Genomic DNA, 13,951 nt, shown 5'->3' on the forward strand with positions numbered 1-13,951 from the left:
CTTTCTATAAATCAGATATCGGCTAATATGCGAGCTATAGAGGGGAGACTCTATCGCTCATGGCATGGAATTGGACGCAGCCTCATTGGCCGCATTTGACCTATGATCCGGCAGCCCTTGAACCGCTGGAGCGGCACTTCCTGCTGCTCTCCGGAGAGGTGATCGGCGCGGTCCGCCACGTGGGCGACGATGACCGCGACCTGCTGCGGATCGAGCTCCTCAGCGAGGAGGCGGTCAAGACCAGCGCGATCGAGGGTGAGGCCCTGGATCGTTTGAGCGTGCAATCCTCCCTGCGCCGGCAATTTGGCCTCGATACCGACGATCGCGCGGTGAAGCCGAGGGAACGCGGCATCGCGGAGATGATGGCTGATCTATACCGGAGTTGGGCGGATCCGCTGGACGACGATACCCTGTTCCGCTGGCACCGCATGCTCATGGCAGATAGCCGGCATCTGGAGACGATCGGCGGCTACCGTCGTCATGAAGACGCGATGCAGATCGTATCCGGTCGCTACGATCGACCGACAGTGCATTTCGAGGCGCCGCCTTCGTCCCAGGTTCCCGACGAGATGACCGCCTTTCTCACCTGGTTCAACGGCTCGGCACCGAACGGCAGCACGCCGCTACCCGCCCTCACGCGTGCCGGGATGGGACATCTCTATTTCGAGAGCATCCACCCCTTCGAGGATGGCAACGGTCGGATCGGTCGCGCCGTCGCGGAAAAGTCCCTCGCGCAGAACATTGGACAACCGACGCTGATCGCACTCGCCCATACCATCGAGCAGCACCGCAAGGCCTATTATGAACAGCTGGAGGTCTATCAGCGGACGCTCGAGATCACCGGCTGGTTGATCTACTTTGCCGAAACGATCATCGCGGCCCAGCAGACGACGCTGGGCCGCGTCGCCTTCCATATCGCTAAGACGCACTTCTACGATCGTTTCCGCGACAAGATGAACGAACGCCAGGAGAAGGTGATCACCCGGCTATTTCGTGAAGGCCCGGGCGGATTCACGGGTGGCCTGAGCGCAGAGAATTACATCGCGATCACCGGCACCTCGCGTCCGACCGCTACGCGTGACCTCCACGATCTGGTCGAGAAAGGCGCCCTGACGCGAACCGGTGAGCGCCGCTATACGCGCTACCACCTGAATCTGCCGGGAACCGCTTCGAAGCCATAGCGCCAATTCGGCTCATGTCACTCACGCGATCCAGGCATAGGCTGGCTCTTTGCTGTGCCGCGCCAGAAGCAGAAGCTCGCTGCGACCACGACGAATGGCCGGTCTGGGGCCGTCTCCGTACGGTCTGCTATCGGGTAGCGAATGCCATTTAGCTGTCGTTCTGCTCCCGACCCCATCACAGCCGTTCAGCATCCGAAAGGCGTGACCCGAAAGCGGACGTTGCAAATGGCTCGCGGTCGCGCGGTCGCGCAAGGCAAGTGGCAGACAGCATCCACGACTGTTGCTCAACTTTGAACAAGGCTCCGTCCTGAACCCGCGATCACCTGATCCGCACTCGGAAGTTCCGCTGCTGAAGGAAGGTGCTATTATTGGCGGATGAGATTGTATTCCGTACTCCTAAGGGCACATGCGGCCTCGACTCTAGGTTCGAATTGGATCGACCACGAGTCGCCGTTTCAAACGAGCCCCGACTACCGGGCCCCATGGAGCGCATAGTCCGCTTGGAAATCGACGAAATGCCGCTCGGGCTCCATCACCCTGGCGCGCTCGACTACATTGGGAGATACGTCGGGGCGGCAGCGCTTGAGCCATTGCTACGGTTCGACGATCTCCGAAAGGCTGCGCTTCCTGGCGTCCTGGTGGATGGTACTTCAACAAAAGGCGGCCTACGGCACCGGTTCCGGGTCGGTCCCCACTTTCGCTGGTCGGACGGACGTGCGCTCGGCGCGGGAGATATTGCCGAACGGCTTCGCCAAGCCCAAGCCAAGCACCCATATTGGGCCCATCATCTGCAATGGATGGATGTTATCGAGGGTCGCGGTGATACTTTGGCAATCGACACGAGGCGGCCGGTTCGCCACCTTCCCGCGCTCCTCTGTGCGGATGAACTGGGGCCGGGCTGGGGTCATCTCTGGGATTCCTGCGCGCCAAGCTTGGGGCCGTACGTCCTCGAACACGTAGACTTCTATCAATCGTGGCTCCGATTCGCCCCCAACCCTTGCTCTCCCGGCGCCTCAGAGCGACCGCACCTTGAGTTCGTTCTCCGGCGAGATGTGAGCGGCGTGCCTGACCGTTTCCTTCGCGGCGCGGTAGACGTCACCTGCAGCACCATGTTCCCACTGTCATCGTTGGCCGAGTGGTCCGGACGCTCCGAATTCCATTCCGGACCCGCGCCTATCTGGATGCAGGTTGAGTTCGGAGCAGCGCTTGATCCAGCCTTGCTGCGGCGCGACGTTCGAGCCCAGCTCTCGGCCGCGCTAGACAGGAACGCTCTTTCAGCTGCGCTTTGCGGCGGAGCGACCTCCCGCCAAAGCGTCCTAGCCACAACGCGGCCACCTGGCGCGCGTTTGAGGCCTCGAACGGCGTCTCAGCGGACCGTTCGCTCACTGCAGGACGGGCAATCTCCGGTCCGCCTTGCGTTCTACGACTATTATCCAAACCGGATAGTCGCGGAGTTTCTGCAGAGGTGTTGGGCAGAAACGCTTGACCTCGTCGTTGCGCTCGAATCGGTTCCATTCGGATCGCCTGCGGGAAGCGGTGCCGACATGCGCCTCGAGCTACGCTACCCATCTTTCCCCGACCCGATCGCCGAGCTCGAGGCTGCAATGGTGATGCTCGCCCGGGTGGGCTCGCCGGACAAAAGAATACAGGTGGCGAAACTCGCCGCAGACTATTTTTACGGCGCGGCGGGCGGCGCGAACGAATGCTTGGCTGCACTCGTAGACCTACTAGATGAGGAGGTTCCGGTGATACCTCTCGTCAATCTTCGTCACCACTGGCTTATGAACTCGCGGATAGTCGGCTTCGATCTCCCGCATCTCGCCAATTTTGACTACAAGAATCTTAGGTTCAGGAACGAAAACAACGAACAGGATGAAGCAAGTGCAGCGACCAGATAGACTAAAGCTAGCCGACCACGTCATCCTGGCACGATCCGGTGCAGATGTCCTGTTCAGCAGTGATGTCATTCTCAAGTTTCCGGACTGCTCGCCCCGCTGCGCCGAACTCGCCTTGTCCATCCGGAAAGGTCTTACCCGCGCAGAAATCGAAGCTGCGGCGGCAGAAGACTCGGAATGTGCAGAGATGGTTCACGCGCTGACACGACTGGGGTTTGTAGTACCCGAGGAAACGAACCCGTGGAACGGTGAGCCATTTGCGGCGAACTTTTCATATTTCGCAGGTATCGGGCTTGACCCGCGTGCAGCTCAAGGGGCGCTGCTCGATGCGCACGTGGTAATCCTCGGCGTTGGAGGTACGGGAACCGTAGTGCTGCAGCATCTCGTTGGTGCAGGAGTTGGGCGGTTTACACTGATCGACCCAGATGTCGTCGAGACCAAGAACCTAAACCGTCAATTCACCTTTGCCAAATGCGATGTCGGGCGCGCGAAAGTGGATGCAGCAGCTGACTACGTGCATACGCGCCTGCCGGACGCGAGGGTAGAGACACGGAGTTATTCGGTCGATCGCGCCAACAACCTTGAAGATCTTGAACTATCGCTGCCCATCGCGTTTTTCGTCAACACCGCAGACCACCCCGCGTGTGAGGTGTTGGAAGCTGTGGCCGAGTACTGCGGATCTCGGAATGTGCCTTTCCTCGGTGGCGGCTGCGGCTTTCTGGACGGACGATATGGGCCGCTGGTTCCGCCTGGCGGCGCTCCAGACTACCTCCGCTTGCAGAGGCTTGCGAGGGCTCGAGCTGCGGCGTTGGGCGCTGTCGAGGAGCCCCTGCAGCCGGTCTCCTTTGCTCCGCTCAACACGATACTCGGTGCGTTGATGGCTCGTGACATCATCGAATACTTGGCGGGTGGCGTCCCTTTCTCTTTGGGCCACAGCGTTTGGATCGACCTTCGACAGACAGCGATCTCGCGAACGCCCGCATGCGCAGAGGGAGAAGATTAGTCGTGAACAATCTTGCAAAATACAGGGAAAAGAACCGTGCGGCGTGGAACGAGGCGACGACGCTCCATCTCCGCAACCCGAACAACCCGCTGGGTCGTGTTCTCCAAGGCGGTTGCAGCCTCGCGCGCGTCGAACGCGAGGAACTCGGCGACGTGCGGGGACGCCGTTTGATCCACCTCCTGTGCAATTGCGGTCATGATACCCTTTCGCTAGCGCGCCTCGGCGCTCGCTGCACGGGGGTTGATATCGCTGACGAAGCAATCGCTGCAGCGCGCAGTGCGGCTGCAGTCCTAGGCCTGCCCGTTCGCTTTATTCGATCTGACGTCTACGATCTCGCGCTCGACGAGCACTTTGACATCGTCTACGTCGGCAAGGGCGCACTCTACTGGCTTGACGACTTCGCCGAGTTCGCTCGAATTGTCGCCCGGTTGCTCGCCCCGGGCGGCAGGGTCTACGTCTACGAAGAACATAGCCTGCTGCCATTCATGCTAGAACTCGATCCGACAGCCTATAACCCCGCTAGCGGTGACCTAAACTATTTTCACGACGTGGAGCCCACCTCGTCCGTCGGCCTCGATTACGTTGGCCTTTCCGGTGAAGGGACGAAGCGAAGCTATGAGTGGCAGTGGACGCTCGGCGACATTGTCACAGGTTTTGCGCAAGCCGGGCTCCGGATCGAGTTCCTGCACGAATGGCCGTTTATTTCGAGCTTCAAATACTGGGACTGGCTTGAGGAGCGGGAGGACGAAGGTGCGTTTCATATACCCGCGGATAAACCGCAGCTACCCTTGTCATTCTCGCTCCAAGCTCGGCGCGATTGATCACAAGGTTTGCTGTCGCATCTAGTCTGCTTCAGTGACTCCGCACTGAACAATTGAAGTGTGGCGGCGACCGCGGAGTACGCAGAGTGAAAGCTCGCCCCAGTCCGCGCCGCCAGTCGAGAAGCCCATTCGTTGGAGAGCAACCCCTCCGCCTGAGGTGGAGCCAGCGAATTACCCAGTGTCTGCCAAAGCTCGCGCTGCCAATCCTTAAGGCGAATTGAGGCAACATCTCCGCCCTCGCGCCGAAATAAATAGCTGACAGGATTCCGCACCGCAGTCTCAATTCGGGGAAGCGCGGCAAACATTAGATGGACCTCATGGTCGATGTCGACGACGACGACGCGCGCTGTCTCGGGATTTTGGGTCGGCCGTGCATATACGTTGCTGATTTCAGCGACAACATCCACGCCCTTTACGGCTTCGATTCCTGCTTCGAAGCAGTAGACACTCCGAAAAGCCGCCAGCTCATCTTGCGATGCTCCCACGTCTTCAGCGAAGCGGCTGAGACGTTCACCGTAGCGAGAAGGCGAAATCTCCCCTGCGACGCCCTCCAGGGCGACACGATACGGAACCCCCATAATCTCTTTAAGGAAGTAGATTGAGCGGAAGAAGTGGCGGGTGAAATAGCGTATGAGTTCTGCCAAGCGAGTATAGTATTCATACGGCATGTTGGCCTGACGTATAAAGCCGAAGCCTGTGAACACGTCACCGTGCTCGGTGATGAGGTCGCGAGCCTCAACGGGGAGGTACGTTTGGAGGCTCCCGAAGGTCGGTTCGATGCGGTCGCGATGAGCCATCGTTACAGGGGCGCCTGGCAACGGCTGCAAGACGCTGACGTCGGCTGTGTATCCTCCGTGCGCGATGGCGTCGAAGACGATTTTTAGCGCCGCCTCGAGGGCGTCATCGTCCTCATTAGGATAGCCGATGATCGTGTTCGTCTCGAAAACCAAGTCGGCCTCTCGCGCGTCGCGAAAAAAACGGTACGACTTGGCGCTCGAGGTCATCTTGCGCATGTCTCGCAGGATCGCTGCGTCTCCTGCGTCCGTGCCACAGAAGAGGAAACGACAGCCTGCAGTCCGCATTCGCTTCATCAAGTCAAGCGGTACGTTGTCGGGGCGAACGGCGCACCCCCAAGAAAAACGCGTGTTGTTCTCCGCAAAATAGGCGACGAACGCATCGATGTAGCGCCTGTCATTCACAAAGTTATCGTGGATGATGTTGAAATCGCTGATGCCATAGGCCTGTGATAGCCGTTCCATCTCAGCGAGAATGGTTCCGGGCGAACGAGCGCTAAAGACATGCTTCCAGAATGGCGCTGTTGTACAGAAAGAGCACTTGTATGTGCACCCCGAGCCCACGTGCAGATCGAAAATGCGCGGGCTGGCGATGGCAAGGTAGGCCGGCACATCGACGAGGTCGTAGGCCGGGAAGGGCAGCGCGTCGATACGGACGCTCGGCGCGGATTGGACCTTGGTCCCACTCCCAACCGTGAGCATGCCCGGCACGTCCCCAAGTAGATCGAGATCGCTCTCAAGGAGGGCGAGGAGTGCGCTCTCGCCATCGGCTATGCAAAGATAATCAACGCATTCTGCAAACCGCGCCGCGACCGCTCTCGCGGTCCCATGTATTCCCGGCCCGCCCAGTACGACCCGTACCTCCGGCCGCACACGCTTCAGATATCGGCCAATAGCTAGCGCCGTTGGAAGCGTGTCCGCAAGCACGGTAATGCCGACTACCGAGGCCGGATGTTCGGCGATCCGATTGACGAACGTTGACACAGGTTCGTCAGGCGCGAAACCACAACCAATCCGGTGTTCAAACTCAAAGTCGATAATTCGGACGCTGTGGCCTGCCGCTCGAACGGCCGCAGCCACGCTCAACAGGCCGACCGGCAAGAAAAAGGGCGAGTTCCGCTCAACATTGATGAATGGACGTACAAGTGTGACAGAGCGACGATATCCGGATCTACCGCAACCGCAAACATCGGGGTGGCCGATCCCCAGGCTACTGTGGTGGTGATCAGTTGACATCAGTCAACTGTCAGCAGCGGCGAGGCCCCATCGCCTCGAAGGTAGCTGCATCGAGGGCGACAACCTCAATATCGAGGTAATCCTTCACATCAGCGCCCTCGGGGACAAACATAATCGCCTTCTTCTTCGAGCCACTTTGCTTAGAGACGGACTTGCCGCCATCCTCCTCGAGCTTAACTGAATATTGTCCAATGCTCTGGCCCGAGCGATTGTCTTCAGCCATGGCGCGCCTCCCGTTCCTTCAACCGCAACAGATTAACTCAACGGCAAGCTAGAGGCAACGCGCTTTAACATCCGATACTGCGGAGCGGGACGCACGCGAAGTCGCTAGAGGCAGGCTGATCCGGAGACCTCCTGGATTCGCTTGAGCATAGCCGATAAGATGGCGCCTCTGGGGAGGGCGGAACCGGCCCCATCCAGAACCTCCCAGGCTGCCGGTCGACACGGTCATGCGGCCGTGCGCATCTATGACGCTTCTTCCCGGCAGCCGACGGGGAAGAAGCGGCCAAGTTCACCCGTTGAGTGAATGTCCACTTTCTTAGTCACCGGCGAGAAAACTGCCCGACGGGTTTCCACCCCAAGACCGACAGGCAGGCAACGTATCCTGCGGGTCAAAGCGGTCATCCGCGCTGCCTCGGATGACCGCCCATCTTCAGATTTCCGTCCGCTCTGCCAACAGCAGTGCGTCCTCCACGTCGACACCAAGATATCGGACCGTGTTCTCAATCTTGGAGTGACCGAGCAAGATCTGGATGGCGCGGATGTTGCCCGTCGCCTTGTAGATCATGGACGCCTTCGTGCGACGGAGCGAGTGAGTGCCATACTCCTCTTGGCGCAGGCCGATCGCGGTTACCCACTCGTCCACTAAGCGAGCATACTGCCTTGTGCTCATGTGGTGCGCGTGATCGATGCGGCTCGGAAAGGCATAGTCCTCAACGGTGCCGCCGCGCCGTTCCAGCCAAACCAGCAGGCTCGCTCTCACGTCGCTGGTGATCTCGAACTGGACGGGCCGCCCCGTCTTCTGCTGGACGACGATCGCGCGAGTCCTAATCCCCGGACCGGCGACCACATCACGGATCTTGATCTTGACCAGGTCGCAGCCGCGAAGCTTGCTGTCGATGGCCAGATCGAACAGCGCACGGTCACGAATGCGTCTTTCGCGATCGAGGAAGAATCGAATTGCCCAGATCTGTTTCTGAGTGAGAGGGCGCTTGGTGCCGACCAGCTTTCCGGCATTCCAAGCTGCACGCTCGCGGCTGGCATCGTCAAATTGAGAATGGCCCATGTGAGTTCTCCCTGGCCTTGATTGGCCAAGGGAGAAACGTCGAGGGAACCTACCGCAGAGGGGCCGTTTCCGGACTGGTAGGTTTAAAGCGCAAACCTCGATGAAGGCGACTGCAGGGGCGACATTTCACCATCTCATGAGCAAAGGTCGCTAATCTCGCGTTCGACAAGCCGGAAACGCTCCCTAACCTCTTCTCCCGCATAGAAAGCGAGCATGTCGTCCTTCGTGAGGGTCCCTTCGGCGAGAAACTTGATGAGGTAGCGCTGATTGAATTCAGCAAGAAGGATGCCTTTCTCGATCTGTACGAGGATCTGCTTCATATTGTCGATATTGGCGTTGACGAGATGCTTCACCAGCGCCATGTCGCGCGCATCCTTGATCAGCCGGTTCACGATGATCTTAAGGACGTCGGTGTCGAGCTCGAGCGTCTTCGCGTTGAGGGCGATGTCGCGCGCTAGCATGTAAGCGATGGCGAGGTTGCGATAATCGCCCTTCTGGGAATCGATAATCGCGATCAGCCCGATACCGGGGAGGAATTTCAGGTCCTGGACGGTGGCGAGTATACTGTTGTCGACGAGCGAGGCGTCGAAGACGATAATTCCGGCCTGCCCCTCGCGATTGGCCTGCGCTTCAAGTAGCTGGCTCCAGGCCGTATCCGCTTTTTTGGTGAAGACATCCTTGGTCTGGATGTCACCGAGGCGGATGCTCTTGTCGAACTTGCATTCGATCGCGATCCGTTTGCCGCTGTCGCCAGCAAGATGGCAAACAATGTCGCCCGTCTTGTTTCGACGGATTGCGCCGGCACGGTCGCCGGTCAGCTCGATACGGTCGGCGAGCTTCTGGCGATTAAAAAACTCCGACAAGAAGTCGGCGATGTCGGCCTCGGCGAGCACGCCCTTCACCGCCGACCGGTAGAAAAGCTCCTTCTTCATATCGAAGATGAGCTTCAGACTTTCGAGCTCAGTCCCGAGTTCGTTCGCTGTCCGCGAGAGGAAGCTCGAGAGCCGGTCCTCCATGAGAGCCAAGACACCGATATAAAGCGCCTTGTGAAGCTGTTCGTCGCGATCGATAGCAGGAACCTTGTTGAAAAACTCGAACAGGACCTTGTTGTCGACCTCGAAGGCACCAAACTGAACGCGACTATTTTTCTGGTCAAGGCTGACAAGTGGCATATTAGACCCGGCTGTAGCGATAGTGACCTTTGATGGTCGACGCGAGGAATGTCCCCTTCGATTCGGCCTGATCGAAGGCCTGCGCAATCTGCGGCGGCACATCGTAATAATGATAGCGGGTGCTGTTGAGAAACTCGACCTCGAGCAGCAGCTGTTTTTCATCGTAGCGGATTGCGGCGATGTTTGACGAGGTGAAGGGGGCGAATTCTTGCCAGGCCATATGTGTTATTCCTTCTTGATCGGTGTGGGGACCGGGTTCTGCTGGAGCCAGGTCTCGACAAAATATTGATAGTCCGTGGCGATGTGCATTTTCAGGTTCCAACCGCCTGGCGTCATCGAATCCTCGGGCGCGGCTTCGTCACAGATCAGCGGATCCTGACTGTCGGGGCGACGATCGCGAGGCGGCGCTTGGATCATTGTCCGCATCGGAAGCCTCACCGCTTCGCCGAGAATGATAGCCTCGCCGGTGCGCAGCACTGGCAACATGCTGGTCAAACCTTCAAGGTTGTCGGAGAGCGCGCTGGTCACATGTGAGCGATCGGTGGCGTTGCTCAGGCGCATCGCAAAGAAGGTTCCGCATTGTGACAGGATCGTGGGATTGATCTCGGCCGGGCGCTGGCTGACGATCATCGCGCCGATCCCATATTTGCGCCCTTCCTTGACGATGCGCTGGGTCGCGATTGAGGCGGCGCTGCTGCCATTGTCGCCAAGATAGCTGTGCGCTTCCTCCATCACGACCAACAGCGGGCGTTCGCGTCCACCCTCCGAGAGGTTCCGCGCCCAGAAGAGACCATCGTACAGGACGCGCAAGATGCTGCCGATGATATCGTTCGTGACCGTCGAGGGAATGCCTGACAGGTCGAGGATCGTGACCGGTTTGTCACTGCCGAGCCATTGACCGACGAGGTCGGCGAGCGTCTTGGTCGTCGTGCCGTCGAGCTCGGGATGCCAATCGCCGGCCTTCAGCAGGAAGTCGTAGCGCGCGACGCGAAGCCGGGCGCCGAGCGCCTCAAGTGGCCCGCGGATGTTGAGGACGTCCGGAAGCCAATTGATCTTCTCCGGATCAGAGGCGACATTCTTGACCTTGCGAAAGCGCGGTGGGACCCCGGCCTGCGCATCCCCCACGATCTTCGCGCCCATAGGATCGCCTTCGTAGGCCCAAGTCGCCTGATCTGATGGGTTTGCGCCACCGGCGCTGAGATAGGTTCCGAACTCCCGGCAATAGAGGTCATGCCAGAGTTTGTTGAGCGAGAAAGGCACCGGGCTATCGGCGGTGATGTTGGCTGAATCGACACCGGCGACCGGCTGCGCCGTTAGGGTTGCGATCTTGGCCTCGAGTATCTGCTCGAGGATGATGTTGCGTGCTTTTCCATCGGGCGGGAGGCTTCCAAACGTCACCCGAATGAGCTCATCGAAGCTAAGCGCCCAGAAAGGGATGCACAGCCGATGCTCATTGGCGTTGCGGGCATTCGGGCTGATCTTGAAGATATTCGCTCGGTCGCCGAGTGCCTTGCCATATTCGCCGTGGAGATCGAGCACGACGATCCGCGCCGACGGGAAGCGCCTTTCATCCGACAGGACGTTCAACAGCCCAGCGACTGTCGTCGACTTGCCTGAGCCGGTCGTCCCAACGACCGCGCTGTGGCGCGTCACGAGTTTGTTGACGTCGACAAGTGCGTCAATCGACTCGCTGCCTGCAACATGACCGACCCGGACCAGATGGTTCTGCTTGCCCGACCGCCCATAGATCGCCTGGAGATCTGCCTCAGAGACGAGATGGACCTCGTCCTCGAAGGTCGGATATTGCGAGATGCCGCGCTGGAACCGGCCTGTCCTGTAGCCTTCGCCGATCAGTTGAACTGTCATCCAGCGCAGCCCGTTGGGCATCGAAAGCGCGGCCTTCTCGGGAACCGCACTGGCGCCTACCTGCGACACGATCCCATAGAGGTCGACATAGCCGATCGGAATTTTAACAAAGCTACCGATCTGGCCGATTTTATGGCCCTGACCGTGGACAAAGCTCAGGCCCGAGAAGCGGTCCGACGTCAAGGTGACGCTGACCGACGTGCCGCTGACGTCTTGGACAGTGCCGATAACTGTTGCCCGGCTGGCTACATCAGGCTGGATCATCGCTCATCCCGTCGCCGGAGAGACCACGCAACAGCGCGCCGAGCGCAGCAAAGTCGCCTAGCCGCACGGTGACCTTGTCGCCATCTTTCACGAGGATGCTGGGCGGCAGTACAAGGTCATCCGCGCCGTCGCCTGTCCAGTCACCCGGTGTGCGGCCAATGATAGCCTTGTCGAAACCCAACAGGCTCAGATTCGGGGTCGCTAGCGCACACTGGCGCGCTAGCTTGTAGCTATCTGTCTCTAGGTCACCATAAACAAAGGCAAAAACATGCGCGGTCGGGTTCGCCTCGAGACTACGGCGTATGACGTCGTTGATATGCTCGTCTGCGAAGGAATAGCCACAGATGAAGAGCAGCGACGACGGCGCGAGCATGAAGGCCTTAAGTCGATCGAGCATCGCGAGATAGGGCATCTTGCGGCTCTGGTCATATTTGAGATGCGACGGATAGATTAGATAGCTCTGCTTATCGGTCTTCTCATCGGTTCGAACGACGACCGTCTCATTCTCCAGGCGCCAGTTGAGCGAGCCATGGATTTTCCACAGCCGGGCCCACCGCGGCGGCAGCAAGCCCTCGTCCTCAACGGCGCCGAGGTCGAAGAAAGCCTTCCGGGCACCGATGAAGCCGTCGAAATAGGGCGCCGAGCTTTCCTCGAGAGCTTGCTCCATCAGCAGGTCGTAATTGGTCGTAAAGAAATGGACGGGCCGCTCACGACGGATCGAGCGACTCCAGATTGCAAGATTGTGATAAGGGCTGTCCTTTTTCGGAAGCGTACGAGTGACCTCCTTGGAGATCACCTTACAGACCTCGGAATCGAGCACTTCGAGCTCTGCTGCCGTGAGGCCTCGCACATTTCCGATGCCGGCGACGCTCGCGAATACGCGGATGCGGCTGAGGATCAGTTCAATATTGCCGCTGTTGCCGCCATCCTCCTTCACGATCTGAACGATCTTGTCCCAGCTCTTGGGGTTCGCGGGGTCCCCGCTGGACAGGGTCTTGGCAATCACCTTCGTCAGTCCAGCCACGTCCCATATCAGCGGGTCGGTGACAGTCTTCCCATCCTCCTCGCGCTCATTGACACGGATCGACAGCGGGCAGCCCGCGCCGAGGAAGAAGCCGATCGGTTTACGGTTCTGCGACAGCGCCTGCTGAATGAAGCTGATCTGTCGAACCGGATCATGTTTATGCATCTCACCCCCTAACCAGAATTCCCTCCCTGGTCCGGAATCATTGGTCCATAATCTTCTACCCGAACAGGCTGGACAAGTCGCGGCCCCGGAGAGTTACGATGAGCAAATGACTGCTTTGGGGCGCAAAGCGGACGTGGCAGCAAGGGGCAGCTATGGGTCATCTTTGCCCTTGCAAACAGGGCTACTCCCTTCGGCCCGATCGTTAGGGTTCGACAAATCCTGAAGTACAATCCCGTTGGAAGCGGAGAGGGGAGCCCCTGCTGCGGGTGCTGTGCCTGTCATTCAGAGCGGCGGGATAGCGCCCTCCTTTGCACGACGCATCCGTCACAGAGAGCGTTCAGATTAGCAACCAGGGAGCGAGAAGTGGAGGCGAGAGCTGGGCGGCGGGATGAAAGACGGAAGCTCCCGGTGCTTGTAAGGAAGACCTGATCACCGCAGCGAGGCATAGGGGGCTACCGACCTCGTGGCACGCCAGAGGCCGAGGGAGCCAGGGGCGCCAAGCCGAGCGTCTCATACACTGTCGAATTTTGGAGAAGACGGGATTCGTATGCAGTAAGGGCCGCTTTACAACCCTGCCAAGGCGGCCAATCAGCTTTCAGCGCGGGGACAAAAACGGGCGCCCCCACCCAACCGTCAAGACAACTATTAGTTGAAATGGTGCACCCGACACGATTCGAACGTGTGGCCTCCGCCTTCGGAGGGCGGCGCTCTATCCAGCTGAGCTACGGGTGCCTGCTGCTTACGCAGTGCTTACTCGGATTTCCTGCGAAAGTTAAGCTCCACGAGCCAACCCTCACAAGCCATTGAATTCAAAAACTCTTTTCTTCACACTTTGCGCATCGGCTGGCTTGACACGCGCCTTCGGAGGGCGGCGCTCTATCCAGCTGAGCTACGGGTGCGTTGGCGCAGGGCCAGCAGGTGCCTTCTTAGTCCATGCGTTCGCGTCGGGCAACAGGGCTGGAGAGGTTTCACACATTCCCGTCAACCCGGGCCGGCGCCACGCCGGCACACCCCTCCCCCGCTACGCCGAAAGTGATGCGGTGTTCGTCTTGCCAAGGCGCCGCCGGCGCGGTCCCATGGGGTCCGGGTGGATGCGGCGCCGCCCGTCCTGCCAGCGCCGCCCCCGGCACCAGAGGCGACGAGATGAGTGCGAACACCTCCTTTTTCGGCGACCTGCTCACCTCCATCGCGGAGCGTGGCCGCGCGCTGCTGGAGCGCTCCGGGCGCAATGGCGGGGCGCCGCGC

The 13,951-nt window shown here is 59.5% G+C and carries 11 protein-coding genes and 1 tRNA gene; 4 read left to right on the forward strand and 8 right to left on the reverse strand.

All coding sequences use genetic code 11. The features are described from left to right. The first annotated feature begins 59 nt into the window (after positions 1-59). The 4 genes from MEU52_RS21060 (at position 60) to MEU52_RS21075 (ending at position 4,900) form a co-directional block, all read left to right on the forward strand. Positions 60-1,181, forward strand: a complete 1,122-nt coding sequence (locus tag MEU52_RS21060) for a Fic family protein (RefSeq protein ID WP_238123802.1) — start codon at positions 60-62, stop codon at positions 1,179-1,181. Between the two features lie 1,544 nt (positions 1,182-2,725). Continuing rightward, positions 2,726-3,079 carry a hypothetical protein gene (locus MEU52_RS21065; RefSeq protein ID WP_238123801.1) on the forward strand — a complete coding sequence of 118 codons (354 nt, stop codon included), beginning with the start codon at positions 2,726-2,728 and terminating at the stop codon, positions 3,077-3,079. After that, complete coding sequence (locus tag MEU52_RS21070; RefSeq protein ID WP_238123800.1) at positions 3,054-4,079, forward strand: HesA/MoeB/ThiF family protein; 1,026 nt, start codon at positions 3,054-3,056, stop codon at positions 4,077-4,079. Before MEU52_RS21065 ends, MEU52_RS21070 begins: the two co-directional genes overlap by 26 nt. Positions 4,080-4,081: 2 nt before the next feature. Then, entirely contained in the window at positions 4,082-4,900 is an 819-nt protein-coding gene (locus MEU52_RS21075) for a class I SAM-dependent methyltransferase (protein WP_238123799.1), read from the forward strand. On the opposite strand, the gene MEU52_RS21080 is transcribed toward MEU52_RS21075, so the two are convergent. The 8 genes from MEU52_RS21080 to MEU52_RS21115 form a co-directional block, all read right to left on the reverse strand. Next, positions 4,837-6,795, reverse strand: a complete 1,959-nt coding sequence (locus MEU52_RS21080) for a B12-binding domain-containing radical SAM protein (RefSeq protein ID WP_238125026.1) — start codon at positions 6,793-6,795, stop codon at positions 4,837-4,839. The genes MEU52_RS21075 and MEU52_RS21080 overlap by 64 nt on opposite strands. Positions 6,796-6,940: 145 nt before the next feature. After that, positions 6,941-7,153: a hypothetical protein gene (locus MEU52_RS21085; protein ID WP_238123798.1), complete on the reverse strand. Its 213-nt coding sequence runs from the start codon at positions 7,151-7,153 to the stop codon at positions 6,941-6,943. Between the two features lie 429 nt (positions 7,154-7,582). Continuing rightward, positions 7,583-8,215, reverse strand: coding sequence for a tyrosine-type recombinase/integrase (locus MEU52_RS21090; RefSeq protein ID WP_238123797.1), 633 nt, complete (start codon positions 8,213-8,215; stop codon positions 7,583-7,585). A 134-nt stretch (positions 8,216-8,349) separates the two neighbouring features. Next, the gene (locus MEU52_RS21095) at positions 8,350-9,387 is read right to left on the reverse strand and encodes a hypothetical protein (protein WP_238123796.1); all 1,038 of its coding nucleotides are present in this window, start codon (positions 9,385-9,387) and stop codon (positions 8,350-8,352) included. A 1-nt stretch (position 9,388) separates the two neighbouring features. Further along, a complete protein-coding gene (locus tag MEU52_RS21100) occupies positions 9,389-9,607 on the reverse strand; it encodes a KTSC domain-containing protein (protein ID WP_238123795.1) in 219 nt (72 codons plus the stop codon). Between the two features lie 5 nt (positions 9,608-9,612). Next, entirely contained in the window at positions 9,613-11,517 is a 1,905-nt protein-coding gene (locus tag MEU52_RS21105; protein ID WP_238123794.1) for an ATP-binding protein, read from the reverse strand. Beyond that, a complete protein-coding gene (locus MEU52_RS21110) occupies positions 11,504-12,706 on the reverse strand; it encodes an SIR2 family NAD-dependent protein deacylase (RefSeq protein WP_238123793.1) in 1,203 nt (400 codons plus the stop codon). Before MEU52_RS21110 ends, MEU52_RS21105 begins: the two co-directional genes overlap by 14 nt. 655 nt (positions 12,707-13,361) lie before the next feature. Beyond that, positions 13,362-13,438 (reverse strand) — tRNA-Arg (locus tag MEU52_RS21115). Positions 13,439-13,951 lie beyond the last annotated feature (513 nt).

This window comes from Xanthobacter sp. NM-25 (assembly GCF_022138605.1).
GTDB lineage: Bacteria > Pseudomonadota > Alphaproteobacteria > Rhizobiales > Xanthobacteraceae > Xanthobacter.

Bases quoted from the DNA above. Each gene is read 5' to 3' on its own strand.
- MEU52_RS21060 (WP_238123802.1), top strand. From the start codon at position 60: ATGGCATGGAATTGGACGCAGCCTCATTGGCCGCATTTGACCTATGAT.
- MEU52_RS21065 (WP_238123801.1), top strand. From the start codon at position 2,726: ATGCGCCTCGAGCTACGCTACCCATCTTTCCCCGACCCGATCGCCGAG.
- MEU52_RS21070 (WP_238123800.1), top strand. From the start codon at position 3,054: ATGAAGCAAGTGCAGCGACCAGATAGACTAAAGCTAGCCGACCACGTC.
- MEU52_RS21085 (WP_238123798.1), bottom strand. From the start codon at position 7,153: ATGGCTGAAGACAATCGCTCGGGCCAGAGCATTGGACAATATTCAGTT.
- MEU52_RS21090 (WP_238123797.1), bottom strand. From the start codon at position 8,215: ATGGGCCATTCTCAATTTGACGATGCCAGCCGCGAGCGTGCAGCTTGG.
- MEU52_RS21095 (WP_238123796.1), bottom strand. From the start codon at position 9,387: ATGCCACTTGTCAGCCTTGACCAGAAAAATAGTCGCGTTCAGTTTGGT.
- MEU52_RS21100 (WP_238123795.1), bottom strand. From the start codon at position 9,607: ATGGCCTGGCAAGAATTCGCCCCCTTCACCTCGTCAAACATCGCCGCA.
- MEU52_RS21105 (WP_238123794.1), bottom strand. From the start codon at position 11,517: ATGATCCAGCCTGATGTAGCCAGCCGGGCAACAGTTATCGGCACTGTC.
- MEU52_RS21110 (WP_238123793.1), bottom strand. From the start codon at position 12,706: ATGCATAAACATGATCCGGTTCGACAGATCAGCTTCATTCAGCAGGCG.